This window comes from Janthinobacterium salmonicoloratum (assembly GCF_051380845.1).
Lineage (GTDB): Bacteria > Pseudomonadota > Gammaproteobacteria > Burkholderiales > Burkholderiaceae_D > Janthinobacterium > Janthinobacterium lividum_F.
Window position 1 is genome coordinate 180,824 of record NZ_JBNYXV010000001.1, and the last position, 24,339, is coordinate 205,162.

The following is a 24,339-nucleotide window of genomic DNA, read 5'->3' on the forward strand; positions in this document are numbered from 1 at the left end:
ACGGCCAGGATTGACGATGAAAGAGTATTTATGGAATTGACAAAATCGCTGTTGCGCCCGCGCGGCGGGCAGGACAGCGGCAAGGTGGGCATGATCGAGCTGTTCTTCGACCTGGTGTTCGTGTTTGCCGTTACGCAACTTTCGCACGGCTTGCTGGCCCACTTGAGCGCCATGGGCTGGCTGCAGACGGGCTTGCTGCTGATGGCCGTCTGGTGGGTATGGATTTTCACATCGTGGATTACCAACTGGCTCGACCCAGAGCGCATTCCCGTGCGCATCAGCCTGTTTGCGCTGATGCTGGGCGGCCTGATCATGTCGGCCTCGATTCCCGAAGCGTTCGGCACGCGGGGCCTCGGCTTTGCGGGTGCCTACGTGGCCATGCAAGTGGGCCGGCCCCTGTTTGCCTGGTGGGCCGTGCGCCATGAAGCGCTGGCACGCCGCCGCAATTTCCAGCGCATCGCCCTGTGGGCCGTGCTGTCCGGCATCTTCTGGATCGCCGGCGGCCTCGCGTCGCCCGAGCAGCGCATCTTTTGGTGGGGCGCGGCCCTGCTGATCGACCTGGCGGGCCCCTGGATGCAATTCGGCATGCCGGGCCTGGGCCGCTCGACGATCGCCGACTGGGATGTCGATGGCGGTCACATGGCCGAGCGCTGTGGCCTGTTCGTCATCATCGCCCTCGGTGAATCCTTGCTGGTGACGGGCGCCACGTTCGCGGGCCTGGAATGGACGCCTGGCAACTGGCTGGGCTTTTTGTCGGCCCTGGCAGGCAGCATCGCCATGTGGTGGATTTACTTTGACACGGGGGCTGAAGCGGGTCATCACCGCATCGCCCACTCGAAGGACCCGGGCCGCATCGCCCGCAAGGCCTACACGTATATCCACGTGCTGATCGTGGGCGGCGTGATCGTCAGCGCCGTGGCCGATGAGCTGGCCCTCGTGCACCCGGACGAGGCGAGCTTCGCCGGCATCAGCGCCTTGCTGGGCGGCCCGATCCTGTATCTGCTGGGCAATGCGCTATTCAAATGGGTCAGCAACGACCGCGCCACGCCGCCGTTGTCGCATCTGCTGGGCATCTTGATCATCCTGGCCTTGATCCCGATGGCCTACGGCCGCTTGTATTCGCCTTTGACCCTGGCCTGCATCACCAGCTGCGTACTGGTATTGGTGGCTGTGTGGGAACATATGGCGCTGCGCCGTCCGCCGCCGGAGATCGATCTCTGATGCCTGCTTGCGCTTAGCTGGACGGCGTGATGCCGTCCGGATCGCTGCGCGTATCAAGCTGCAGTTGCAAAAACGCCAGGTCCAGCCAGGCGCCGAACTTGGTGCCCACCTGCCGCATCAATCCCACTTCCTCGAAGCCCAGCTGCTTGTGCAGGGCGATCGAGGCGGCATTGCCCGCTTCAATGCCCGCCACCATCACGTGCTTGCCCAGACTGCGGGCGCGCAGTATCAGCTCTCCCATCAAGGCCTTGCCGACGCCCGCGCCGCGGCTATCGGCGCGTACATACACGGAATGCTCGACCGTATGGCGGAAACCCTCGAACGGGCGCCAGTCGCCAAACGAGGCGTAGCCGGCCACATTCTGCTGCGCATCGATGGCCACCAGCACCGGATAGCCGGCCCGTTCCCGGTCGGCCAGCCAGGCGGCGCGATTGGCCGCATCGACCGTGCGTTCATTCCAGATGGCCAGGGTATGGCTGACGGCATCGTTGTAGATGGCCGTAATTGCCTCGATGTCGCCCGCATGGGCGTCGCGTATCTGCATATTGCTCTCCTTGCCAAGCGTCTACTATAATGGACAAATCATAGATTGCCACCCGCCGCTTGTCCAATAAAATCCTATAGATGTCCACTAAACCAGACGAATTGAACCAGCGCATCGGCGCCAGGGTGCGCCTCGAGCGGGAAAACCTGGGCTGGTCGCTGACGGACCTGGCGGCCCGTTCTGGCGTGTCGCGCGCGATGGTGCACAAGGTGGAGCGGGGCGACTGCAGCCCCACGGCCACCTTGCTGGCCCGGCTGTCGGGCGCCTTCGACCTGAGCATGTCCGAACTGATCGCCCGCGCCGAAATGCGCGCCGGGCGCTTGCTGCGCCAGGCAGACCAGCCCGTGTGGATCGACCCGCAGAGCGGCTATGTGCGGCGGCACGTGTCGCCCGCATCCGACATGCCGCTCGACCTTGTGCATATTACCTTGCCGCCGGGTGCCGTGGTGGCCATGCCGGCCGCCGCCTATGTATCGCGGCGCCAGCTGATCTGGTCACTCAGCGGCAGCCTCGTCTTCATCGAAGGCGATACCCGGCACGTGCTGGACGAGGGCGATTGCCTGGAGCTGGGTCCTCCGGCCGACTGCGTATTCAGGAATGAAACGGCCACTGCTTGCACCTACGCCGTGGCCGTGCTGAAAAGCGCCTGAGCGGCCGAATCACCGGGCTTGACTCAGGCCAGCGCCGCCGCGCGCAGCTGGGCAATGAAGGCGCGCGCGGCGGGCGCCTGTTCGTGGCGGCGGAAGGCCACGGCGATTTCCGAGCTGATCTGCGGTGCTTCCAGCTCACGGAACACCACACCGGGTAATTGCACGCTGGCCATCACGGAGTGGGGCACGATGGCGCAGCCCACGCCCAGCGACACTTCCGTCAGCACGGCCACCAGGCTGCCCGGGCGCGACACCACCTGCGCCGCAAAGCCGCCGCGCCGGCTCACTTCCAGGGTTCCCAATTCCTGTTCCGGCACGATGAATGCCTGCTGCGCCAGCGTGGCCGGCCCCGCCACGTCAATCCGGGCCAGAGCGCTGTCTGCTTGCACGGCCAGCACGAAGCGGTCGCGCAGCAAGACCACGCTGTCTATGCCATCCGGCAAGTGCAGGGGCGGGCGCACGAAGGCCAGGTCGACCCGTCCCTGGTCCAGCAAGCCGGGCAGGGCATCCATCGCCTGTTCGCGCGCACCGATATGGATGCCGGGGTGGCTGGCGCGAAAGCGGGCAAACTGGTCTTGCAGCACGCCGGAATAGGCGGCCGAGGCCACGTAGCCGATTTCCAGCCGTCCCAGCTCGCCCCGCCCCGCGCGCCGCGCCACTTCCTGCGCCTGCGCCAGTTGCTCCAGCGCCCGCGCCGCTTCCAGCACGAACAGCTCGCCGGCCGCCGTCAGGGCCACGGCGCGTTTGCTGCGCTGGAACAGGCGCGTGCCCAGCAACTGTTCCGTTTCCTGCACCTGCTTGGTCAGCGCGGGCGGCGAAATGCCCAGTTCCGCGGCCGCCCGCGCGAAGTGCAGGCTGTGCGCCACGGCCAGCACGCAGCGGAAATGCCGCAGTTCCATGTCTTTGACTATATTCACCATGAGTAAATTATAAGGCGATCATCTTATAACAGGAAATAATACAAGCCTGCTTACAATCGAGGCATGAAAAATACCAACTGGACCTTATATACGTGCTCGGGCGTGTGTGCGCTGATCATGCTCGACACCAACGTGGTGGCCGTCTCCTTGCCGTCTATCGCCCGCTCGCTCAATGCCAGCTTCGTCGACGTGGAATGGGTGGTCAGCGCCTACATGCTGGCGTTCGCCTCGTTTTTGCTGCCGGCTGGCAGCATCGCCGACCGCCTGGGACGGCGCAGGGTCATGCTGTTTGGCCTGGCCGTGTTCGCGCTGGCGTCCCTGCTGTGCGGCCTGGCGTGGACGCCGTTCGTGCTCAACGTGGCGCGCGCCATCAAGGGCCTTGGCGCGGCGCTGCTGCTTACCTCCGCGCTGGCCGTCATTGGCCACACCTTTCATGCGGAAAAGGAGAGGGCGCGCGCCTGGTCCGTGTGGGGCGCGGCCATGGGCGTGGCCATGACAGTGGCGCCCCTCTTGGGCGGCCTGATCACGAGCGCCATCAACTGGCGCTGGATTTTCTATCTGAATCTGCCCGTCGTCGCCATATTGATGCTGCTGGTAGGCAAGCATGTGGAAGAATCTAAGGATGCGTCCAACGCCAGTTTCGACCCGTCTGGGGCGCTGCTGTTTTCCGCCGGCCTGTTCTGCATCATCTGGGGCTTGATCGACGCCAGCGTGGCCGGCTGGGCCAGCCACGCCACCGTGCTGCGCTTCCTGGCGGGCGCGGCGCTGCTGGTGGTCTTCGTGATGGTGGAACGGCGCCAGCGCGCGCCCATGGTCGATCTATCCCTGTTTGGCCGGCGCGTGTTCGTCGGCGCCGTGCTGGGCATGTTCGGCTACGCCATTGCCGCGCAAGTGATGATGACGTTTTTACCGCTGTATTTGCAGAATGCCTTCGGCTTTTCCGCCGTGCTGGCCGGCTGCGCCATGCTGCCGTTTGCCGTGGCCATGGTGGTGCTGTCCCGGCTGGCGCCGCGCGCCATGCGCCATCTGGACGACCGCGGCATCCTCGTGACGGGCTTGCTGATCGTCGCTGTGGGCAACGTCGCCACGGCGCTGGCCGCCGCCAGCCTGCAATACGGCCTGGTGGCGGCCGGCATGGTCGTCACGGGCGCGGGCGCCGGATTGCTCAATGGTACGACGCAAAAGGCTATCCTTGCCTGCATCCCCCGCGAACGCACGGGCATGGGGTCCGGCATCAGCACCACCACGCGCTTTGTCGGCATCGTGCTGGCCGTGGGCGCGCTGGGCGCCGTGCTGGCCATGCGCACGGCGGCTTCGTTCGACAAGCTGGCGTGGCTGCACGGCTTGAAGGCATCTCCTGAAATGATAGGACGCATCGTCTCCGGCAACGCGGCCGAGGCCTTCGGCCAGCTGCCGCCTACCATGCAGGCAGTGGCCCAGGAAGCGGCCCGGCACGCTTTCATCGACGGCTTTGCCAGCGTGCTCTACCTGGCTGGCGGACTGGCGGCCGTGGTGGCGGCGCTGGTGTTTGTGCTGGCAAGGCCGGTGCAAAAAGTGGGAAAAGTGTAACTGTTCATCAATATTCAAGTACACGGCCTTTGCTTGTAATATGATGCCATCAGGAAATACATGGCAATCATATAACTACCACAGGTAATCGCATGCGCAGAAAACGCATTATTGTTACGAGCGTGCTGGTCGCAGTCATCGGTGTGGCCGCTCCCCTGAGCCTGGCCTTCTACCTGTCATCCGTGCGCGCCGAGCAGGGCGAGCAGGAACGCCTGCGGCTGCTGGCCGGCTACGCGCTCGAGCGCGCCCACCGTTCGATCGCCTCGGCCAGCATGGCTCTGCGCAGCGCCGATGCCCTGGACCTGGCGCCGTGCTCGGAAGCGCATATCCAGCAACTGCGCCGCATCACCATCACCACGCGCAGCATCGACGATATCGGCTATGTGGAAAATGGCTTGCTCAAATGCACGTCCACGGGCATGGAGGACGAGCGCATCGCCATCACGCCCGCCGATTTCACCATGGCCAATGGCATGGGCATCGATTTCAACCTGCGCCCCGTCGTCAGCGGCGGCAAGCGCATGGTGGGACTGACTTACCGCGCCTATAAAGTGCTGATCGATCCCGTGCGCTTTTCCGACGTCATCGTCGACAGCGATATCCAGATGGCCGTGGCCATCGGCAAGGAAGGCGTGCTCGACACCTTGCACCATCCGGACCCCGCGCAGGTGCACGCCCTGCTCGCCGGCCAGCCAGCGGCGGGCCGCGCCACCCAGGACGGCAGCATCCATGCGATGCTGTACCGGGATGGCTTGACAGCCGTCATGATCGAGCCGCGCAGCAAGCTGAACGACAGGCTGCGACGCGAGCAGTTGCTGCTCTTGCCGCTGGGCCTGCTAATGGCCGCCTTCATCGTCGGCATCGTCGTGTGGCTGTCGCGCCGCCGTCTGTCCCTGATGGGCGAACTGAAGATCGCCATCGAGCGGCGCGAATTCTTTGTCCATTATCAACCCATCATCGCGCTCGACACGGGCGTGTGCGTGGGCGCCGAGGCGCTGATACGCTGGCGCCGTCCCGATGGCAGCATGATACGACCCGACCTGTTCATCCCCGTGGCCGAGGAAGGCGAGCTGATTCTGCCCATCACCGACCAGGTCATCGATTGCGTCATCGCCGACATGCGCGCCGCGCTGCTGGCCGACCGCGAACTGCACATCGCCATCAATCTGTGCGCCAGCGACATTGAAACGGGCAGGGTGCTCGATGTGCTCGAGCGGACTCTGGCCGGCACCGGCATCGAGGCGCAGCAGATCTGGCTGGAAGCAACGGAGCGAGGCTTCATCAACGTGGACGCGGCCCGCGCCACCATCGAAAAGGCGAGAGCGCGCGGCCACGCCGTGGCCATCGACGACTTCGGCACGGGCTATTCCAGCCTGTCTAGCCTGCAAAACCTGCCGCTCGACGCCCTGAAAATCGACAAATCCTTCGTCGACACCATCGGCACGGATGCCGCCACCAGCAGCGTCACGCCGCACATCATCGCCATGGCCCGCACCTTGAACATGCTGATCGTGGCCGAAGGCATAGAAACGCAGCAACAAGCCGATTATTTGTTGGAACGCAAAGTCGAATTCGGCCAGGGCTGGCTGTTTGCGAAAGCGCTGCCGGCCGCAGAATTCCTGGCCTTTTACCGGGCGCGCCGCGCGCCATCGACGTAATGAAACAGTCTCGCTTTCCCTATCCCTTGCAACCGCTGCGCGTACCGGGCGGCTGGCATCTCACCGTCAATACCCTGTTCGAGGTGGACCCCGGCCCGGATACCATGCAATGGTTCAGCAGCGCGCTGCTGCTGTGGGGTCATTGCCGCGACACCGGCTACTGCTTCAATTCACACTTCGAGCCGGAAGATGATCCCGCCGGCGAGTTCGTGCTGGAGATGGGCAAGGTGGAATACGACCGCCACGGCAAGATCGTCCAGGGCAGCGACGCCTTCCTGGGCGAATTTCGCACGCGCAGCAAGGCGGAGTTTGTCGAGCGGGTCGGGCAATTCATGCAAGACCCGGCAGCTTGAGTTTTACTGTTTGCGCGGCAAGACCACGTCCTGCCCACCTTGCTTGAGCACTGCGCTGATTATTTTGCCAGCCGCATCGCGTGTAAACGCCAGTTCCGCGTCGATGGCGCGGAAGAAAAACTGGTCTTTCGCGCTGGCAAACAGGGGGGCTGATCCGACGCCCGTGCCGGCCGCTTCCAGCCCTTGCTTGCCTAACGACACCGTCAATATAAAATTCTCGCCTGGGGAGTGCTCGAGCACATATTCGGCCACATACTCAGCTAATGTTGCGCGCGGCACTACGATGGCGGCTTGCGGCTTTTTCAAAGGGGGCAAGGGCGTGCCGGGCAGCAGGGCGGACAAGCCCAGGGCATCGACATCGCGCGCCGTGTTCGTCAGCACCATCACGCCCCGCTTGCCGTCCGTGGTAAACGCCGCATAACTGGCGTAGCCGCCCGTCTGGCCGCTGTGCCAGGCGTAGCTGTGTCCCTGTTTCTGCTCCAGCAGCCAGGCCAGGCCGATTTTCGTGTCGCTGTCCGGTGCCAGCGGCCGCTGCGGCTTGATCGCCAGCGCATACGGGCGCAGCGGCTTGAACATGTACGCTTGCAGGTAGGAAATCATGTCGCGCGCGCTGGAATACACACCGCCCGCCGGCGCCACCACATTCAAATCCCAGGCCGGCGTCGGTTCGCCCGACAGCACATGGCCGGGCGCCAGCCGCGCCAGCATGCCATGCGTGGGTTTGTTCGACGTGGAACGCATGCCCAGCGGAACGGCGATGCGCTTTTGCAGCAACGCTTCATAGCTGCTGCCGGCCTGTGCGGCCAGGGCCGTGCCCAGCACGGCGTAGCCGATGTTCGAGTAGTCAAATTCCGTGCCCGGAGCGCGGGGCAGATGGTAGGCGGCGAGAAACTGCCGCTGTTTTGCTGCCGTGTAATCGGCATACGGATTGGCCGGGTCTTTCGGCGCGAAGTTGTCGGGCAGGCGCGGCAGCGAAGAATAATGCGTGGCCAGGTCGAGCAGGCTGATCATTTTTCCGTCGAAGGCGGGCACCGTATAACCCCGCAACAATGTCGCTATGGGCTCGTCGAGTTTCACCTTGCCATCAACGACGGCATCGGCCAGCAGCAAGGCCGTCATGGTCTTGGTGACGGAGCCGATCTGGTAGACGGTGTCGGCGCCAGGCTTGGCGCTCTTGCCTGCATGCACGCTGCCAAAGCCGTACACGGCGCTGTCCTTGCCGTCGATTACGGCGATGACGATGCTGGCGTGCATGCCCGTGCGCGTAAGTTCTTCCGCGCGCTGACGCACGGCGTCGTCCAGCACGGGTGCGGCCAGTGCAGCGGTGCCGGCGAGGCAAAGGGGGAGGAGGGCGAAAGTGGGTGTCATGGGAGCCTTGTCCAGGGTGGGTCGAAGGCACGCCGGCGCCAGACTAAGGTGGCTGGCATGCCTAGGGAAGGATACGGCCCCAACATGAAGGTTGCCTGAGTTTAATGCTTGCCAGTATGGCAAGTCTGCGCTTGCTCAATTTTCAGTCATCGGCTCTTCCAGCAAGCCCGCCAGTTGCGCCCGCATGTCGGCGGACATGCATTGCAGCAATTCGCCGCGCCGGCGCGCATCGGCCCGTTTCTTTGACGGCACGTCGGCCAGGTCCGGCGCACGGTAAGGCGCGCAGGGCAGGTGATAATTACCATCGCGCATGCGCAAGGCATGCAATTCCTGCCATGCCAAGTCGTAATCGGCGGCGATATGGCGCCGGCGCCGCGCATTCAGGGCGATGCGGTTGTCATTGCTGATCAAAAACAAGTTATTACAGGCAAAAAAATCACCGAAATCGCGCAGGGCCGTCACCATCAGGTTTTTCGGGCGGCAACCGTGCAGCGCCCGCGTGGCTTCCTTGACGGCCAGCTTGCCCGCCTCGGAGCGCAAGCCTTGCAGCGCGCCCAGCTGCAAGGACACGCCATCGGCGCGCGGCAGGAACAGGAAACTGGCCAGGTAGAAGGCTTGGCCGTCGCGCGTCAGGCGCAGGCACAATTCGCCTTCGCGGTAGCTGTCGTGGATGGCCGTCAGCTGCAAGCGGTACAGTGCCCCATCCTTGCCTTCGAACGCGGCCAGCACGACGGGCTGGCGCGCGGCGCGCTCGACCAGGGCACGCGCCCCGGCCTGCCACAGGAAACGGTAATGCCCTTCCAGCAAGGCCAGGCGATCCGCGCAGCCCAGCTGGCGCGAGGCGTATGGTCGGTAAATCTTGAAGCGCAGGCAAGGATGCAGCTGCGCCAGGGAATGCAAGCCGGGCATGCTGCCCAGAAAGGCTTGCCAGCGCGTGCGCTGACGGGGAAAGAAGAGGGCGCCCAGTGCCGCTTTCAGCCGGTGTCCGCTGGCGGGGTGCGGCAGGGCGGCGCCGTGGCGCAGGGGTAAAGCGATGTCATTCATGATTCAGCCAGAAAAGGGCAGGCGCTGCACAATGAGAGCCTTGCCAATCTGAATGCTACGTGGGCCAGGTGAAGTTCATATTAAGAAGCTGTTTTCATGCACATTTAGAGGATGGCAACTAAACATTTGCCTTTTAGTAATACTGACGCTTATTCTCCCTGCTCGCCAACCCGATGACTGATGTCTTCCATGAAGCACCGCCAATTGCTTGCCATTCCCATGCTTGTTGCCGCTCTGGCCGCCCAGGCGCAAGACCGCACGGCCTATCCTTTGGGGCCCTTGGCGCAATGCATCAACCGCAGCCAGTTCCAGTTCCGCCAGCAGGACCGCTTGCCAGCGCATGTGACGACGCGCAGCGTCAAGCTGGCGACGGGAGACGGCCAGGTATCGGTGGCCGATGGTTATCGGCTGATGTTGTTTCACAAGGGCAGCTTGCCCTTCGTGAATCTGAAAATCGAACGCAGCGCCGAAGGCAGATTTGTCGCCGACCGCGACACCATCGTGGCGCAAATGCAGCAGATGTCCGCCAACAGCAAGCCGCCCCATCTGGTGCCGCTGGAAACGGACACGCGCCAGGGCGTGGAAGTGCTAGGATTGAACAACCCGAAGATCACGCAATCGTCCGGCGTCATCAGTCTATACACGCTGCTGCATGCCGCCAGCGGGACGGTCGCGACCGCCTACCTGCTCAATCAACCGGCAGATAAACGGGAATTCGCGACGGATGCGCAGTACCAGGCCTTGCGCGAGCTGTTCATAGCCGCGCTGGCCGCCTGCATGACCGATACGGCGCAGTGAGCCAGGCGCAGAGTCCGGGGACGGCGCGGCGTTCAGGGCGCTGATACGCGCTGCCGTGGCCGTAAATACATCATCCAAACCGAAGCGAACGAACAAGTGAGACATTATCTGTATATCTGGCACGACCCGGCCGAGCGCATGCTGATCGCTTCCGGCATCGAATTCAAGGATGTCATCCCCGCGCTGCTGGACGCGGACGGCATCGTGCTGCGCAAGGGCAGCGCCGGGACGGCCAGCAAGCCTGCCGTCTACCAGGTGCTGGCCCGGCAGCCATTGGCCGCCCTGGCACATGAGGATATGTATGCCTGGGGCAGTCATGCCTGGGCCGATTGGCAGGAGGATTGCCAGGGCAAGCCGCCCGCTTCCCGTGATCTGGACGTGGCCGCGATGCTCGACCACCGTGGCGCACTCGGGCCGCTTCCCGCCTTGCGCAGCCGCTTCCTCGCCTTTGCCCACGACGACGGCTGGTACCTGAAGCTGTTGTATGCGGCATGGGACGACGTGGCGGCGCTGCTCGCCGGCGCCATCCCGCCAGCCTTGGGCGCGCTCGATATGGACGCATTGCAACAGGGAGGCGACGGCTACTGGCTGCAAAACGGCGCGCTCCAGGTGGAGCTGAAAACCCACGATATCGACAGCGTGCTGAACCGTCGCCTGTAGCGACGCTTCTAGTCACTCCACAGCACACCAGCCATGAGCCTGATTCGTCCCTACACCAGCGCGGACACGGCGTCCTGCACCGCTATCCTGGCCCTGGCCGGGCGGGACGCATTCGGCCCTGTCGCCGACAGCGCCGCGTTCACGGCGGCGACGCAGGGCGAAGATATCTTCGTTGCCGAACGCGGCGGCATCGTCGTCGGCTTTGCCGCCGTGCACACGGGCGACGCCCCCGACTACTTTCTCCACCACCTGTACGTGCACCCGGCGCACAGCGGACTGGGTATCGGCGCGCAACTGCTGGCGGCCGTGGTGGCGCGCTTCGGTCCCCATCTGAGCCTGAAGACGCAGCTCAGCAATACGGGCGCGCGGCGCTTTTACGCGCGCGCGGGCTGGGTCGAAGAGGCGACGGACTGCGGCGTGGACGCCATCGGTGCGTGGATAAGAGTGCGCTACCGTGCCAGGCAGGGACAGTGAAACTGCTGTGCATCTCGTTCCCGTTGGCCGTCATCAGGCAGGCAAAATAATGGGACAAACCTTGAAAACTGGCGATGTCCGTCCTGGCGCCATCGTAGATATCCCAACCATGTAGACAGGTTCAAACATCGCGCTTCTCCTTGCTATCCATGAGCAGGGCCAGCCTGGCCGCCATGCCAGCATTGTCGCGCAGCAAGCCGTCGCGTTCCTGTGCCAGCGTTTCCGTCTTCTGCTTCGCCGCTTGCGCGTTTTCCGTCAGCATGTCGAGTTGGCGGTCTTGCGCGGCCAGCGCCACCTTGGCGTCGTTCAGCGCCAGCAGGGCCGTATCGAGCTTGGCCAGCAAGGCGTCGGCGGACGCGGCCGCCTGCAAGTATTGAAATTCGAACTGGTCGCGTTCGGGACGCACGGTGGCCAGCGCTTCGCGGTCGGCGGCCGCTTCGCCGGATAAGCGCGTTTGCTCCGCCTGCAGCTGGGCCAGGCGCATGTCTTGCTGCACCAGAGTCGCTTGCTGGGCTTGCAAACGGTGCTGCAGCTGGGCGTTTTCCTGCTCCAGCCGGCTGATCCGTTGTTGCGCCTGTGCGCGCTCCTCGCTGCGCTGGGTGGCGGCCGCTTCCTGGTAATGGTCGAACTGCGAGCGCACCTGCGCCAACTGGCGGTTCAGAGCGGCGATTTCCTCGCCGCGGTCGGCCAGGCGCTGCGTCAGGCCCGCGTTATCGCTGCGCAAGGTGGCCAGGGTGACGGCGCGAAAATGGTGCTCTTCTTTCAGTTGCGCCAGCGCATGCTGGGTGGCGCGCAATTCCTGGGTGAGGGCGGCGCGCACCTCCGTCAGCTTCAGCCGTTCCGTTTCCGTCTTTTTCAGCTTTTCCAGCGCCGCGTCGAGTTCGGCGCGGTTTTGCTGCATGCCCGTTTCCAGCTGCTGCGCCACGTCGCGCTGGTGCCTGTCGTACACGCCGCGCATCGCTTCCATCAGCTCGGCCGGCAAGCCTGCCTCCGTTTTCACGGCGCCCGCACCCTGGAACTCTTCCTTCCAGCGCTTGAGCAAGGGCGCGATGGTGCTCTTGCTGCCCGTGCTGCCCAGCGCTTCGCGCACACTGTCGACCGTGGGATTGCGCCCATCGGCAGCGACGATTTGGGCTGCTTTCATAACATCAGAGTACAAAATGCCGGTGCGGGCCATAAAACCACCTATGAGTGAAATTTAGTAACGTATTACATGATACGTAATATGAGATAATATTACGATATAAATTTTAATGATTCTTGAAAAAATAAGACTCTATAAGATTGCTTATCGTGTGTTATGAGGGTGGTTTGCATGCTATTCTGCGTATCTCACAGTACAAAAATGCGATTTCGCCACCGCCATGCCCGATTTGCCCCTCTCGAAACGCCGTATTGCCCCTTCGAAAAACGCCGCCATCGCTGCGATCCCGTTACACGGCGCCCTGATCGATGCGGAGCTGGCCGCGCGCCACCAGGCTTTTCTCGCCGCCGCCACCTCGGACAACACGCGCCGCACCTACCGTTCCGCCATCCGCCACTTCCAGGCCTGGGGCGGGGCGCTGCCCGCCGACGAGTCCACCGTCATCCGCTATCTGATGGCGTATGCGGACAGCCTGAACGCGCGCACCTTGGCCCTGCGCCTGACGGCCCTGTCGCAATGGCATGTGTACCAGGGCTTCGCCGACCCGGCGTCCACGCCCACGGTGCGCAAGACCCTGGCCGGCATCGCCCGCCTGCACGGCAAGCCGAAGAAGAAGGCCAAGGCCTTGCCATTGGAAGACCTGGAGTTGATCATCGCCAGGCTGGCCGCGCTGGGCAGCGTCAAGGCCTTGCGCGACAGCGCCTTGCTGCAACTGGGCTTTTTTGGCGGTTTTCGGCGCAGCGAACTGGTGGGATTGACCTTGGAAGACGTGAGCTGGGAGCCGCAGGGCATGGTGATCACCTTGCCCCGTTCGAAAACGGATCAATTGGGGGAGGGCATCGTCAAGGCGATTCCGTTTGGCGACGGCGTCTGCTGTCCGGCCACGGCCCTGCGCACCTGGCTGGCCGCGGCGCATATCCGCACGGGGCCGCTCTTGCGCACCGTCAATCAGTGGGGCCATGTGAGTGTGAAAGCGTTACACGCGAGCAGCATCAACACGATACTCGAAGGCTGCGCCAGGCTGGCTCAGCTCGATTACGTGCCGGAATTGTCGAGCCACAGCCTGCGCCGCGGCATGGCCACCAGCGCCCACCGGGCTGGCGCCGATTTCCAGGCCATCAAGCGCCAGGGCGGCTGGCGCCACGATGGCACGGTGCACGGCTACATAGAAGAGGCGGGGCGTTTCGAGGAAAATGCGGCTGGCAGTTTATTGAAGGCGAAGAAGATTGCGGCGGGCTGAGGGCGCCCGAGAACACCTTGCGGCGGACCGCCAACAACGATTTGAACAGTGTGTTGCGTTGACCGGTTGAATTCGTGCCGTCCGCCATCAGCAATAACAAATTTTTTACTGCGGAAAATCACACATTCGCACATGTTCATGCCACATTCAACTGATGACATACCCTAGCAAATACAGTAGCACGGTAAGGACTGTTAGCATCAAGAGTCTGCTCAGTTTTTTAGATGTGGTAACGCCGGGCCGTCCGCTAACCCATCCCGTCAACGTAAAAATTAACGATGGGCCGAGAATATAGGCTACAAGCGCGGCAGTGACCCACCAAGACACCGAACACGGCCCTATTTCATAGCAAGCTCTGGAGTCGTGGTGTAACAGCTTGATATGAAACCTGAACGACATGTGACTGCCGGCGAACATTGCAGCCCAGGTTGTTAGCAGTCCAACAATGAGAAACCCGACCGACAAGCCAATACGTTTCACTTGACCTCCCAAATCAGGAAACGTAGCGTTTCAAGCACGGCCATCTTCCGTGGATGTCGGAAAGGAGTGCGATTCGCATTCGTTCAGGCTCCCAATGCAATCAAGACTTTGTCGGTCGTGCATACCTCGGTGTATTCACCATGCAGGTTTGACAAGGCCATCAAGTGGACATCCTCGGCACTGCGCACGTTACCGGCATAGTCCTGCGTCTCGAAGGCAAAGGTGGCGTCCGCTACGACTGTCGTCACAAAACCAAGATTGCCCGCCGTACGTGCGGTAGCTTCAACCGAGTTGTTGGTGCTTACGCCGACAACGACGACTTGCTCAATTCCACGCGCGTGCAGCCAGCGCTCGAGTCCAGTGTTAATCAAGGCATCCGGAACATTCTTCTCTACAACGTGCTCATGCGGCAATGGTGCAAAGCGCTCCTGGAACTCAATGCCACTCTGGCCCGGAGCGAACACGGAGGTGGGAGAACGACTGACGTGGCGCACGCAGACAAGCGGCTGTTTCGCCTCGCGCCAAGCTGCGGCAAGCCGTGCCATGTTGTCTTCCGCGCGTGGGTTATTTCTCGACGGAAGTGCGCTATTGCCCATACCCTTTTGCATGTCAATAATGATCAAGGCTGTTTGTCCGGCCATAAGATGTTCTCAAAAAAACAATTGCATAGCTTATCACTATATGATCTGCTCTTGGCCGCTTGCCCGGGGTTTGTTACTCTTCTGGCATGACATCGGAAGACGAAACCGGTCGGCTGAGGCCGCCCCAAAAAAACATTGAGCTTGAAAATCATGGGTGTTGCTGCTTGTAGAGAAACCAGGTTAATACTGCCATGATAAACAGAGAGAATAGCGCACTGGTCAACAGTATCCGGGTTGCGTGATGCTTTTCGATCACGCCCCCCAAGAGCGCGCCCCAAGCTAATGGCAAGATCGCATAGAGGACGACTGACACGACACTTAGTGATTTGGAACATGATTCGCGACAAACGTTGGTCTTTGCAACGACCTCAAACGTACGAGGCAGCATATCGAAGGCAATGCCAAGCAGGAACCCGAGGATAATAAAAGCAATCTTTTTAACCATTATTTGACCTCGGCCAAAATGGCTCAGTGTATGGTGCTGTTGCTCCCATTGCAAGCCTGCAGCACGTGCCAGGCTTCCTCGATGGTGCCAAGCCGGATCATGCAGCCGCCTGCTCCCGGGGGCGGATGATCATGCAGGTGGCCGTCGCGTGCGCGTAGACTTTGCCCGCTTCGTCGCGGATCGTGCCTTCGGAAATGACCAGGTTACGCCCCGCATTGATCACTTTGCCTTCCGCGTAGACCGTCACGTTGAAGGGCAGGGGACGGCACATCTTGATGTTCAGGTCCGTCGTGCCATAGCTTTCGCCGGCCGGCAAGACCGTGTGCGTGGCGCAACCCGTGACCGTGTCGAGCACGGTGGCCGCGAAACCGCCATGCACGCCGCCCATGGGATTGGTATGTGTTTCATTCGCCGTCGCCGTGAAGATGACTCTGCCGTGCTCGACCGTGTGGGCATCCATGGGCATGGTCTTGGAAATGCCGGGCCGGGGAAACAGGCCTTGCGCGAAAGCTTGCATCAGTTGCAAGCCGGTCATGTCTTTCGGGTGCATGGGTAACTCCTGTGGTGGTGATGTGGGGATGAGTCAGACGTCTTGCTGGAAACGCAGGCGCGAGGCATGCAGCAGAAAGCGGGCGACGACGGCCAGTTCTTCTTCGCTGAAACCTTGCTTCAGTTGTTCATTCAGGCTGTCGAGCAGGGGCAGGGCGGCGGCCAATATCTCGCCGCCCCTGGGAGACATGTGCAGGGTGCCGGCGCGTGCGTCGAGCGCCGACTGGCCGCGCACGATCAGGCCGTTTTCTTCCATGCGCGCCACCAGACCGGTGACGGCCGAGTTTTTCAATTGCAGCGCCCGCCCCAGATCCTTTAATTGGCAGCCTTCCTCGCCCTTCAGGGCAAACAGGGCGACCACTTGCGTTCCGGAAAAGCCCAGTTCGCTGGTGAACACGGCATCGGCCGAACGAAACAGGTTCTGGCGCGCCAGGTTGAGCAGGTTGAACAGCCGCGGCGAACGCTCGCCCAGCGGGCAGGCTGCTGCGGTATCGGAAAGGTCGGGCTGGGGGGATGTATTGATACGCATGCGAAGTATACTACTACGTATGCGTAATAAATCAAGCGGCTATTGTTAGTCGCGCTGGTGGCGTCCCACGTAGCGGGCGCGGGGACGGATCAGGGCCGCACTGGCGGCTTGCTCGGCCGCATGCGCGATCCAGCCGGCCGAACGGGCCAGGGCAAACACGCTCATGCCGGCGCCCTCGGGCCAGTCGAACGCCAGCTCCATGGCGGCCAGGGCCAGGTCGGCATTCGGGCGCGCATCGAGCAGCTCGCCTGCCATGGCGCACGCGGCCAGGATGGCGCCCAGCTGCGGCTGCTCGTTCGACAGCGCTGCCAAACGGTCCAGCAGATATGCGGCGCGCGGGTCACCGTGCGGATACAGCGGATGGCCGAAGCCGGAGAATTCCGGCGCGATGGTCGTGTAATAGGCGCCGATGGCGGCCCTGGCGTCTGGCGCGGCCAGGGCCTGCGTCAACATGCGCCGGGCCGCCGCGCTGCCGCCGCCGTGTTTGTCGCCGGACAAGGCCGCCAACCCGGCACCCAGTGCGGCAGGCAGACTGGCGCCTGTCGACGCGACGCAGCGCACGGCAAAGGTCGACGCATTCAATTCATGGTCGGCCAGCAACACAAGCGCCGCGCGCAGCAATTCAGCCTGCTCCGCGTCGGCTAGCCATGCCTGGGCCAGCTGCTGGTGCAGGGGCTGGGAGGACGGCGCCGCCTGCAGCAGGGCGGCGGCCAGGATGCGCATCACGGCCGGGCCGGATTGCAGCATGGTTGCGGGCATAGTCGCAGGTTTGCACGCCAGCATGGCCATGGCAAGCATGGCCCGCGCCAGCGGCGTCGCGTCCGGCACGCTGGCCGGTCCTTGTAGCAGGGCAGGAGGATCTTGCTGAAAATAATCGCTTGCGCCATCGTCCCACAGCAGGCTGGCGCCCGCTTCCAAGGTCGCGTGCTGCGCCAGCGCCGTGGCATTGCAGCCCCGGTACAGCAGCTGGCCATCGAGAATGTGGGAAATCTGCGTCTCGAGTACGGGCAAGCCCCAGTGCATGGCGGCCACGGCCGTCTGGCCGCCCCGCTTGGCGTCATTCTTGCGCGCCGCCAGGCGCAGCACGTCTTCCTGCGGATAGCGCTTGCGGCGCGACGCTCCATTGCTGACGGAGGCCAGCAGGCCCCGGCTCACATAGGAGTACAGGGTGGGCAGGCTGACGCCCAAGAGGCGCGCCGCGTCAAGAGCGGACAGATCGTTGTTCATGGCCGCCATTGTAGCGTTTGTCACTTTATATTGATTGATGGAATCAAGATTGACGGGCCGGGTGGCGCGTCACTAGACTGATGCCTTTCCAGGAGTATCCATGAGCACATACGCAATCCGCACTCTGCGCCGGGACGACGCCGCGCCACTGCTGGCCTTTGAGCAAGCCAACCGGACCTGGTTCGAGCGCCATATCGACCGGCGCCCGGACGATTTTTACAGTGTTGACGGCATCCAGGCGCACGTCGCGCAATTCCTGGACGAGCACGCACAGGGACGCATGCACCCCTGCGTCATCGTGGACGAACACGGCGAGCTGATCGGGCGCGCCAACCTCAAGGATATCGACGGGCAGGCGCAAACGGCCGAAGTCGGCTACCGCATCGGCGAGCAGCAAGCGGGCAAGGGCCTGGCGACGGCCGCGCTGCGCCACCTGATTGCCCTGGCGCAAGACGAATGGCAACTGGCCAGCCTGTGTGCCTACGCCATCGACGGCAATGCGGCTTCGATCCGCGTGCTGGAACGCTGCGGTTTCGTGCAGGGAATGGCCGTGCCCGATATCGCCACCGTGGCCGGTAACATCGTCGATGGCCATGCCTACGCGTTGAATTTGCGGGCGGCTGGCGTGACGGCGCTTCCCGTCGACAACAAGGTCGTAGTATATGATTAATGAAAAACCGCAACGCATCGTCGTCATCGGCGCCGGCATCGTGGGCGCGTCCTTCGCGTATCACCTGGCCAGCAAGGGCGCGCAAGTCACCGTGGTCGAGGCGCAAGGCATCGCGTCCGGGGTGACGGGAACATCGTTTGCCTGGATTAACACGTCCTGCACGGGGCCGGATCCCATTGCGGCACTGCGCGGCGGCGCCATCGCTGCCTACCGCCGGCTGGAAACGCAGGTGCCCGGCCTGACGGTGCGCTGGCATGGCGCCTTGTCGTACGGCACGCCGGACGGGCGGGTGTCGCCCGCGTCCATATTGATAGACCGCTCCCGCATCGCCCAGCTTGAACCACATCTGCGGCAGCCGCCGGAACAAGCGCTGTACGAGCCAGCGCAGGGCGCCCTCGACGCCGTTGCCGCCACGCATGCCTTGCTGGCAGTGGCGCAGGCGCTCGGTGCGACTGTCCGCACGCACACGCCCGTGCTGGGCTTTACCGTCCAGGACGCGCGAGTGACGGGCGTGAAAACGGCCGCTGGCGTCATCGAGGCGGACGTGATCGTCCTTGCGGCAGGCACGGGCACTGCTGCGCTGGCCGCGCAACTGGGCGCCAGCCTACCGATTCACGCCTCGCCCGCGATCTTCATGCGCTACAAGGCGCCGCCCGGCCTGGTGCGCGGCATTATTTCCAGCCATGCAATGGAAGTGCGGCAAAACGCGGATGGAACACTGCTGGCGGCGGAAGACTACGTGGATGAGGCGCCGGAAAATCAGCCTGCCGCCATGGCTCGGCGCGCGGCCAGTGCGATCCGCAATGAACTGGAAGGAGCCGACGCCATCGCGCTGGAACTGGCCTGTGTCGGCCTGCGTCCCATGCCCTTTGACGGCGTGCCCATCATCGGCTATTTGCCGCAGGTCGAGGGTGCGTACGTGTGCGCCATGCATCCGGGCGTGGTGTTGGCGGCCATCGTGGGCCAGCTTGCCAGCGAGGAAATCGTCGATGGGCAGCCAGCGTCAGCCCTGGAGGCTTGCCGGCCCGCGCGTTTCCAGGCGTGATTATGCCGCGCTGACTTCTACGGCACAGGCACTACAAACACGGGCAAGACGAACGGCGCTTGCTCCTGCTCATCGCCTTCCTCCGACGGTGCCTGCATAAAATGCGCGTTGCGCCAGTCCCCGTTCACCACCCGGTCGACGATCAGCGCCAGATCCTGCGTTTCGCGCACCTCGCGGCGAAACGGCAGGCGGCCATGCGAGCGCGACACCAGGCTGAAGCGCAACTGGCGGCATTGCGCATCATGCCAGCAATAGAACAGCATATCCTCGCCTTTGAGTGCGCTGCTGCGGGCCGCAATCACCTGGTCGATAAATTCAACGATATCCGCCGCATGAATCTGCGGCGTTTCCTCGTCCGTGGGCGAAAAGCTCCACATATTAGTCATCGCTTCGTGATTGATGTTATCGGGATCAATTTCCACGGCATCGTCTTTCGCCATGGCGAACCAGCTGCTTACGACAGTTGAGTGCATTATGTAAAGCTTTCAGTACTTATTAATATTTGTTTAATTTGTTTATTGACACATCACCGGCTTGATTATGCCGACGCATCCATTCATCCGCGACTTCGCCCATGGTTTTGGTGTCGCCATTGCGTATCCAGGCCATGAAATCACGGTCAAGCTTGAATTCGGGACTGCACTGGTCAAACAGGAAACGCCTGACGTTTTGCGTGTTCCGGTAATTGGCATCAACGACTGTGTGCCGGGTGATGATGCCACCGTGCCAATCGAAATCCATGCTGTATTCCTTCACTTTGTTATATCGGTATCGCCATATAGTGTAATTTAATGCCGCCAGTTCCGGTTGTGAGTGAGATGGTATTACATGCTGCAGGTACCAGCTTTTCCTTCATTAAATTACTGGAATAGCCGCAGTACGCCTTAGCCCCTCGGCCCATCCAGTAACAATTCCGCCAGCCTTGTCGTCAGCCACAAACTCGTCTCACTCAGCTTCTTGCCGTGGATCGACAGCCGCCGCACGGGCAAGCGTGACAGCGCCAGCGCAGGGCAGGGGACTTCCTGCAGATAGCCCTTGTAATTGTCGTAGTTGGCGATATTCAGAGGCAAAATGGCCCAGCCCAGCTCATCCGCGACCATCTCCGCGATGCTGTAAAAGCTGTCGGAAAACCAGACGGCGGGGCTGAAGGCGTGTTCACGGTTGAGCTCGGAATCCATGATCAACTGGCGGTAGCGGGTCAGCTCGTTGCGGCTCACTTCCTGGCCGTGCGCCATCGGGTGGCCTTTCGCCACGAACACCCCTTGCGCCACGCTGCCAATGTGCTGCTGTTCCAGCACGGGTGATATCGGGCCACGGTCGAAGTGGAAGGCCACGTCGGCCTGCTGCTGCTCCACGTATTGCGCCACTTCCGACGCCGTGGCGTTGAGCATCACCAGTTCCAGCGCCGGGTAGCGCGCCGCCAACTCCTTCACCAGGGTACTGATGGCCAGGTAGGGCAGGGCTTCGTCCAGCGCCAGGGTCAGCTGCGCTTCGGGCGCCTCGCTCAGCAATTGAGCGCGCAGCTGCAAGCGCTCGGCCTGGCGCAGCAGTTCGCACGCTTCCAGGTGCATCACCTTGCCTGCTTCCGTCAGCACGGCGCTGCGGCGCGAACGGTCGAATAGTTCTACGCCGAATTCCGCTTCCAGCAGCCCGATCGAGGTACTGACCACTGATTGGGCGCGTCCCAGCCGGCGCGCCGCGCCCGAGAAAGAACCGGCCGCGACAGCCGCCTCAAAGTAGCGCATTTGTTCCAAAGTCCATTGCATGGCATTAACCTATCTGTTTTACAGATGGATTTTAACTTGAATGCCATTCAGGGGCGACATAAAATGCATTTACATTTTCAACAATACGAGATCCGCCATGAAAAACGCTCAAGCCCATACCCCCGCCATCAGCTTCAGCTGGTGTCACGACGCCACCGCCGAAGATACGCTGTGCAAGTTATATCTTGATAACGTCAGCGCCGACTATATCTCCCATTCGGAGCTGCAGGGCGAGCGCGCCGATGCGCCCGGCAACTGGCGCGCGGACTTGCCTGAGGTGATCCGCGGCGAAATTCGCGCCGCCCTGTCGCATGACTGGGCGCATGGCGATTCGACCCTGCTGGCCGTCGCCACGTCAGGCGAGAGCATCGTCGGCATGGCCCTTGTTTCCATCGATACGCGCCAGCGCGCCTCGAAATCGTTCGCCGCGCTGGACGACCTGGTCTTGCTGCCCTCCGTACGCGGCAGCGGCATCGGCAGTCAGTTGGTGGAGTGGGTTGCCGACGAGCTGCGCAGCCACGGCATCGCCCGTTTGTTCCTCGAATGCGGCGCACACAACCTGACGGCGCAGAAATTCTTCCAGGGTCGGGGCTTCAAGCAAGTGTCCGTCGTCATGCTGCGCGAACTCGACGTGCCAGCGGTAAGCGCTGCTGTGGATGACAAGGATGGCGACCGTGGCTGACGCCCGCCGCCCCCGACAAGGCCAGGCCCGTGGCAGCCTGGAACGTAAATATTTGCGCAGCACCCGCTTTATCCAAACCGATAGTTGTTAAATAATACATGAGTTGTTTATGCATCCAATGAAAAAATGGCTGACGCTGGCCATCGTCTCCAGCGCCCTGTTCCTGATCGTGGTCGACATGACCGTGCTCTACACCGCCTTGCCCGCGCTGACGCGCGACTTGCAGGCAACTTCCTCGCAAAAACTGTGGATCATCAACGTGTACGCGCTGGTCGTCTCCGGTCTGCTGCCCGGCCTCGGCACCCTCGGTGACCGCCTCAGCCACAAACCCGTTTTCCTTGCCGGCCTCGCCGTGTTTGGCATCGCCTCGCTGTGCGCCGCGTTTTCGCCCGCGCCGGAACTGTTGATTTTTTCGCGCATCCTGCTGGCAATCGGCGCCGCCTTGATGATGCCGGCCACCTTGTCCATCATCCGCCTGACGTTTACGGATAACCGCGAGCGCTCGTTCGCCATCGGCGTGTGGGCGGCGATTGCCTCCGGTGGCGCCGCATTTGGCCCCGTGCTCGGTGGTTTCTTGATGGAACATTACTGGTGGGGTTCCGTCTTCCTGATCAACGTGCCCATCGTGCTGCTTACCCTGGTGCTGGCCACCGTCGTCCTGCCGAAGCGGGCCGGTAACCGCGACAAGCCGTGGGACTTGGCGGGCTCTTTGCAAATCATGATGGGTCTGCTTGGTGGCGTGTATGCGATCAAGGAGCTGGGCAAGTCGCAACCGTCGTATGCGCTGGCCGCCGCTTCGTTCGCCGTGGGCGCCTTCTTCATGCTGAAATTCATACGCCGCCAGAAACGGCAAGCCAAGCCGCTGATCGACTTCGCCCTGTTCCGCGAACTGCCGTTTTCCAGCGCCGTGGCCGCCGCCATGGTGGCCTCTGCCGCCCTGATCGGCATGGAACTGGCGCTGAGCCAGCACATGCAGCTGGTGCGTGAATTGTCGCCGCTGGAAGCAGGCTTGCTGCTGCTGCCGTTGCCGCTGGCGTCCGTATTTGCGGGCCCGCTGACGGGATTCATGCTGCCGCGTGCCGACAAGGCCAAGGTACTGTGGGGTTCGCTGCTGCTGTCCGGCATTGGCATGGCGTCGTATTTGCTGCTGCATGACGCCGCCGTCTCGGCGCAGGTGGCCAGCCTGGTGATTCTGGGCCTGGGCCTGGGCGCCGTCATGACGGCCGCGTCCAGCGCCGTGATGCTGAACGTGGCGCCGCAGCAGGCCGGCATGGCCGCCTCGATCGAGGAAGTGTCGTACGAACTGGGCGCCGTGATCGGCGTGACGGTGCTGGGCACCATCTTGTCGGCCGTCTACAGCGCCACCCTGGTGATCCCGGAAAGCGCGGGCCTGTTGCCGAATGCCCATGACACCCTCGATGCGGCGCTGCTGGCCGCCGAGCAATTGCCGGCCGAACTGGGCTTGCAAGTGTCGGAGCTGGCCCGTTCGGCCTTCGACAAGGCGTTTATTGTCGTGCTGGCAACGGCTTCCGCCATCCTGATGGCGGCCGCGGCCACCATCCGCCACCTGCATCTGCGGGCACGCCGCGCGATCTGCTCGGTCAGCGCTTGAGCAGCGGCGCCACCTTGTCGCGCAAGACCGTCCATTGGGCGTCGTGCACGGCCTGGTTGGGGTCGTGTCCGGCCCGTTTCACCACGGTAAAATCCTTGGCCGGTGCCGTGATGCTGTCAAAGTACGTGCGCGCGATGACGGGCGAGGTCAACAAGTCCGCTTCGCCCATGATGAAAAACACGGGTAATTTAAAGTGCGTGCCCAGCGCGGGCAGGTTAACCGTCGAAAACATGCCGTCGCCGCGCATGCCGATGAACTGGATGTACGAGTAGTCGTCGGCAGCCTCGGCATCGGCCAGGGCTTGCGGCGTGGCATAGAACGGCGCCGGTTGCCACCAGTGCTTGGGCGGCGCATCCGTTACCATCCCTTCATATTTGCGGTCGAAGCGGCGCAAGATGCCAAAATTGCGCGGATCGCGCCACGGCGGGAGACCGAGCGCCGTCAGCTTGTCCACCGTGGGCGCATCCTTCGCTGCTTGCGCCAGCGCAAGCACTTCCCGGTACATGCCAGTCTCGTTGTCCCGCGCATTGACCACCTGCGCCGTGCCGATGTACGCGTGGAACAGCTCCGGCTGCGCCTTGGCCATGTGCACGCCCAGAATCGATCCCCAGGAACTGCCCATCAGGATGACTTTCTGCTGGCCCAGACGCTGCTCGATATAGCGGGCCACGGCGATACCGTCGTCGCGCATCTGCGCCACTGTCAAGGGCACATCTTCGCTTGGGCGCTGCTTTGCATACGTCATGCCCGCGCCGCGCTGGTCCCACTGCACCAGCGTGTAGTGGCGTTCCCAGCCCGCATAAATGGAATCCGCATACGGACTCAGCGCGTTGCCGGGGCCGCCATGGATGAACAAGATCACGGGATTGCCGCAGGCGGCGCCCGTGATCGTGATCCACTGCTCGATGCCATTGATGGGCACATAGCCTTGCTCGCGGATGGGCTGTGCGGGCGAGGTGCAGATAGACGGGGAGGCGGGTGGCGCGGCTTGCGCCAAGCCGAAACAAGATAACAGCAGCAATGCCAAGCCTGTGATGCGCATATCGTCCT

Annotated in this window: 26 protein-coding genes; 13 read left to right on the plus strand and 13 right to left on the minus strand. The window is 62.7% G+C overall.

From position 1 onward, the window contains the following. Nucleotides 1-36: 36 nt before the first annotated feature. Nucleotides 37-1,221 (plus strand): low temperature requirement protein A, encoded by a 1,185-nt coding sequence (locus ACQ4WY_RS00780; RefSeq protein WP_436504370.1) that lies wholly within the window; start codon nucleotides 37-39, stop codon nucleotides 1,219-1,221. Between the two features lie 13 nt (nucleotides 1,222-1,234). On the opposite strand, the gene ACQ4WY_RS00785 is transcribed toward ACQ4WY_RS00780, so the two are convergent. Beyond that, on the minus strand, nucleotides 1,235-1,765 hold the full coding sequence (locus tag ACQ4WY_RS00785) for a GNAT family N-acetyltransferase (RefSeq protein WP_436502394.1): 531 nt from the start codon (nucleotides 1,763-1,765) through the stop codon (nucleotides 1,235-1,237). A gap of 80 nt (nucleotides 1,766-1,845) precedes the next feature. On the opposite strand from ACQ4WY_RS00785, the gene ACQ4WY_RS00790 reads away from it, so the two are divergent. Continuing rightward, nucleotides 1,846-2,415, plus strand: coding sequence for a helix-turn-helix domain-containing protein (locus ACQ4WY_RS00790; protein WP_436502395.1), 570 nt, complete (start codon nucleotides 1,846-1,848; stop codon nucleotides 2,413-2,415). 23 nt (nucleotides 2,416-2,438) lie between these two features. Here ACQ4WY_RS00790 and ACQ4WY_RS00795 read toward each other — a convergent pair whose 3' ends face one another. Then, nucleotides 2,439-3,335, minus strand: a complete 897-nt coding sequence (locus tag ACQ4WY_RS00795) for a LysR family transcriptional regulator (RefSeq protein WP_436502396.1) — start codon at nucleotides 3,333-3,335, stop codon at nucleotides 2,439-2,441. Between the two features lie 63 nt (nucleotides 3,336-3,398). On the opposite strand from ACQ4WY_RS00795, the gene ACQ4WY_RS00800 reads away from it, so the two are divergent. The 3 genes from ACQ4WY_RS00800 (at nucleotide 3,399) to ACQ4WY_RS00810 (ending at nucleotide 6,915) form a co-directional block, all read left to right on the plus strand. Continuing rightward, entirely contained in the window at nucleotides 3,399-4,904 is a 1,506-nt protein-coding gene (locus ACQ4WY_RS00800; protein ID WP_436502397.1) for an MFS transporter, read from the plus strand. A 92-nt stretch (nucleotides 4,905-4,996) separates the two neighbouring features. Continuing rightward, a complete protein-coding gene (locus tag ACQ4WY_RS00805) occupies nucleotides 4,997-6,562 on the plus strand; it encodes an EAL domain-containing protein (protein WP_436502398.1) in 1,566 nt (521 codons plus the stop codon). After that, complete coding sequence (locus tag ACQ4WY_RS00810) at nucleotides 6,562-6,915, plus strand: hypothetical protein (protein ID WP_436502399.1); 354 nt, start codon at nucleotides 6,562-6,564, stop codon at nucleotides 6,913-6,915. Before ACQ4WY_RS00805 ends, ACQ4WY_RS00810 begins: the two co-directional genes overlap by 1 nt. Before the next feature lie 3 nt (nucleotides 6,916-6,918). On the opposite strand, the gene ACQ4WY_RS00815 is transcribed toward ACQ4WY_RS00810, so the two are convergent. Both ACQ4WY_RS00815 and ACQ4WY_RS00820 read right to left on the minus strand, forming a co-directional pair. Further along, nucleotides 6,919-8,283: a serine hydrolase domain-containing protein gene (locus tag ACQ4WY_RS00815; protein WP_436502400.1), complete on the minus strand. Its 1,365-nt coding sequence runs from the start codon at nucleotides 8,281-8,283 to the stop codon at nucleotides 6,919-6,921. Between the two features lie 135 nt (nucleotides 8,284-8,418). After that, entirely contained in the window at nucleotides 8,419-9,327 is a 909-nt protein-coding gene (locus ACQ4WY_RS00820; RefSeq protein ID WP_436502401.1) for a VirK/YbjX family protein, read from the minus strand. Between the two features lie 189 nt (nucleotides 9,328-9,516). Here ACQ4WY_RS00820 and ACQ4WY_RS00825 point away from each other — a divergent pair, with 189 nt between their 5' ends. The 3 genes from ACQ4WY_RS00825 (at nucleotide 9,517) to ACQ4WY_RS00835 (ending at nucleotide 11,259) form a co-directional block, all read left to right on the plus strand. Next, complete coding sequence (locus ACQ4WY_RS00825; protein ID WP_436502402.1) at nucleotides 9,517-10,125, plus strand: hypothetical protein; 609 nt, start codon at nucleotides 9,517-9,519, stop codon at nucleotides 10,123-10,125. Nucleotides 10,126-10,221: 96 nt separating this feature from the next. After that, a complete protein-coding gene (locus tag ACQ4WY_RS00830) occupies nucleotides 10,222-10,785 on the plus strand; it encodes a hypothetical protein (RefSeq protein WP_436502403.1) in 564 nt (187 codons plus the stop codon). A gap of 33 nt (nucleotides 10,786-10,818) precedes the next feature. Continuing rightward, entirely contained in the window at nucleotides 10,819-11,259 is a 441-nt protein-coding gene (locus ACQ4WY_RS00835) for a GNAT family N-acetyltransferase (RefSeq protein ID WP_436502404.1), read from the plus strand. Between the two features lie 121 nt (nucleotides 11,260-11,380). Here ACQ4WY_RS00835 and ACQ4WY_RS00840 read toward each other — a convergent pair whose 3' ends face one another. Beyond that, a complete protein-coding gene (locus ACQ4WY_RS00840) occupies nucleotides 11,381-12,403 on the minus strand; it encodes a DNA-binding protein (protein WP_436502405.1) in 1,023 nt (340 codons plus the stop codon). A gap of 220 nt (nucleotides 12,404-12,623) precedes the next feature. Between ACQ4WY_RS00840 and ACQ4WY_RS00845 the strand changes: the two genes are divergently transcribed. Beyond that, nucleotides 12,624-13,643, plus strand: coding sequence for a tyrosine-type recombinase/integrase (locus ACQ4WY_RS00845; RefSeq protein ID WP_436502406.1), 1,020 nt, complete (start codon nucleotides 12,624-12,626; stop codon nucleotides 13,641-13,643). Nucleotides 13,644-14,206: 563 nt separating this feature from the next. Here the strand turns inward: ACQ4WY_RS00845 and ACQ4WY_RS00850 are convergent. From ACQ4WY_RS00850 to ACQ4WY_RS00865, 4 genes are all read right to left on the minus strand, one after another. After that, on the minus strand, nucleotides 14,207-14,764 hold the full coding sequence (locus ACQ4WY_RS00850) for a cysteine hydrolase family protein (RefSeq protein ID WP_436502407.1): 558 nt from the start codon (nucleotides 14,762-14,764) through the stop codon (nucleotides 14,207-14,209). A gap of 542 nt (nucleotides 14,765-15,306) precedes the next feature. Continuing rightward, nucleotides 15,307-15,759: a PaaI family thioesterase gene (locus tag ACQ4WY_RS00855; RefSeq protein ID WP_046685238.1), complete on the minus strand. Its 453-nt coding sequence runs from the start codon at nucleotides 15,757-15,759 to the stop codon at nucleotides 15,307-15,309. Between the two features lie 33 nt (nucleotides 15,760-15,792). After that, nucleotides 15,793-16,287 (minus strand): MarR family winged helix-turn-helix transcriptional regulator, encoded by a 495-nt coding sequence (locus ACQ4WY_RS00860; protein WP_436502408.1) that lies wholly within the window; start codon nucleotides 16,285-16,287, stop codon nucleotides 15,793-15,795. 45 nt (nucleotides 16,288-16,332) lie between these two features. Further along, nucleotides 16,333-17,514 carry a citrate synthase gene (locus ACQ4WY_RS00865; RefSeq protein ID WP_436502409.1) on the minus strand — a complete coding sequence of 394 codons (1,182 nt, stop codon included), beginning with the start codon at nucleotides 17,512-17,514 and terminating at the stop codon, nucleotides 16,333-16,335. A 100-nt stretch (nucleotides 17,515-17,614) separates the two neighbouring features. Between ACQ4WY_RS00865 and ACQ4WY_RS00870 the strand changes: the two genes are divergently transcribed. Then, entirely contained in the window at nucleotides 17,615-18,184 is a 570-nt protein-coding gene (locus ACQ4WY_RS00870; protein ID WP_436502410.1) for a GNAT family N-acetyltransferase, read from the plus strand. After that, entirely contained in the window at nucleotides 18,177-19,229 is a 1,053-nt protein-coding gene (locus ACQ4WY_RS00875) for an NAD(P)/FAD-dependent oxidoreductase (RefSeq protein ID WP_436502411.1), read from the plus strand. The genes ACQ4WY_RS00870 and ACQ4WY_RS00875 overlap by 8 nt, the downstream gene beginning before the upstream one ends. Before the next feature lie 17 nt (nucleotides 19,230-19,246). On the opposite strand, the gene ACQ4WY_RS00880 is transcribed toward ACQ4WY_RS00875, so the two are convergent. From ACQ4WY_RS00880 to ACQ4WY_RS00890, 3 genes are all read right to left on the minus strand, one after another. Further along, complete coding sequence (locus tag ACQ4WY_RS00880) at nucleotides 19,247-19,702, minus strand: hypothetical protein (RefSeq protein WP_436502412.1); 456 nt, start codon at nucleotides 19,700-19,702, stop codon at nucleotides 19,247-19,249. Between the two features lie 22 nt (nucleotides 19,703-19,724). Further along, nucleotides 19,725-19,970 carry a DUF6434 domain-containing protein gene (locus ACQ4WY_RS00885; protein ID WP_436502413.1) on the minus strand — a complete coding sequence of 82 codons (246 nt, stop codon included), beginning with the start codon at nucleotides 19,968-19,970 and terminating at the stop codon, nucleotides 19,725-19,727. A gap of 143 nt (nucleotides 19,971-20,113) precedes the next feature. Next, nucleotides 20,114-20,995, minus strand: a complete 882-nt coding sequence (locus ACQ4WY_RS00890) for a LysR family transcriptional regulator (protein ID WP_180278791.1) — start codon at nucleotides 20,993-20,995, stop codon at nucleotides 20,114-20,116. A gap of 97 nt (nucleotides 20,996-21,092) precedes the next feature. Here ACQ4WY_RS00890 and ACQ4WY_RS00895 point away from each other — a divergent pair, with 97 nt between their 5' ends. Together ACQ4WY_RS00895 and ACQ4WY_RS00900 are read left to right on the plus strand one after the other, a co-directional pair. After that, nucleotides 21,093-21,677: a GNAT family N-acetyltransferase gene (locus tag ACQ4WY_RS00895; RefSeq protein ID WP_436502414.1), complete on the plus strand. Its 585-nt coding sequence runs from the start codon at nucleotides 21,093-21,095 to the stop codon at nucleotides 21,675-21,677. Nucleotides 21,678-21,795: 118 nt separating this feature from the next. Then, nucleotides 21,796-23,289: an MFS transporter gene (locus tag ACQ4WY_RS00900; RefSeq protein WP_436504371.1), complete on the plus strand. Its 1,494-nt coding sequence runs from the start codon at nucleotides 21,796-21,798 to the stop codon at nucleotides 23,287-23,289. On the opposite strand, the gene ACQ4WY_RS00905 is transcribed toward ACQ4WY_RS00900, so the two are convergent. Beyond that, a complete protein-coding gene (locus ACQ4WY_RS00905; RefSeq protein ID WP_436502415.1) occupies nucleotides 23,279-24,331 on the minus strand; it encodes an alpha/beta fold hydrolase in 1,053 nt (350 codons plus the stop codon). The genes ACQ4WY_RS00900 and ACQ4WY_RS00905 overlap by 11 nt on opposite strands. Between the last annotated feature and the right edge of the window lie 8 nt (nucleotides 24,332-24,339).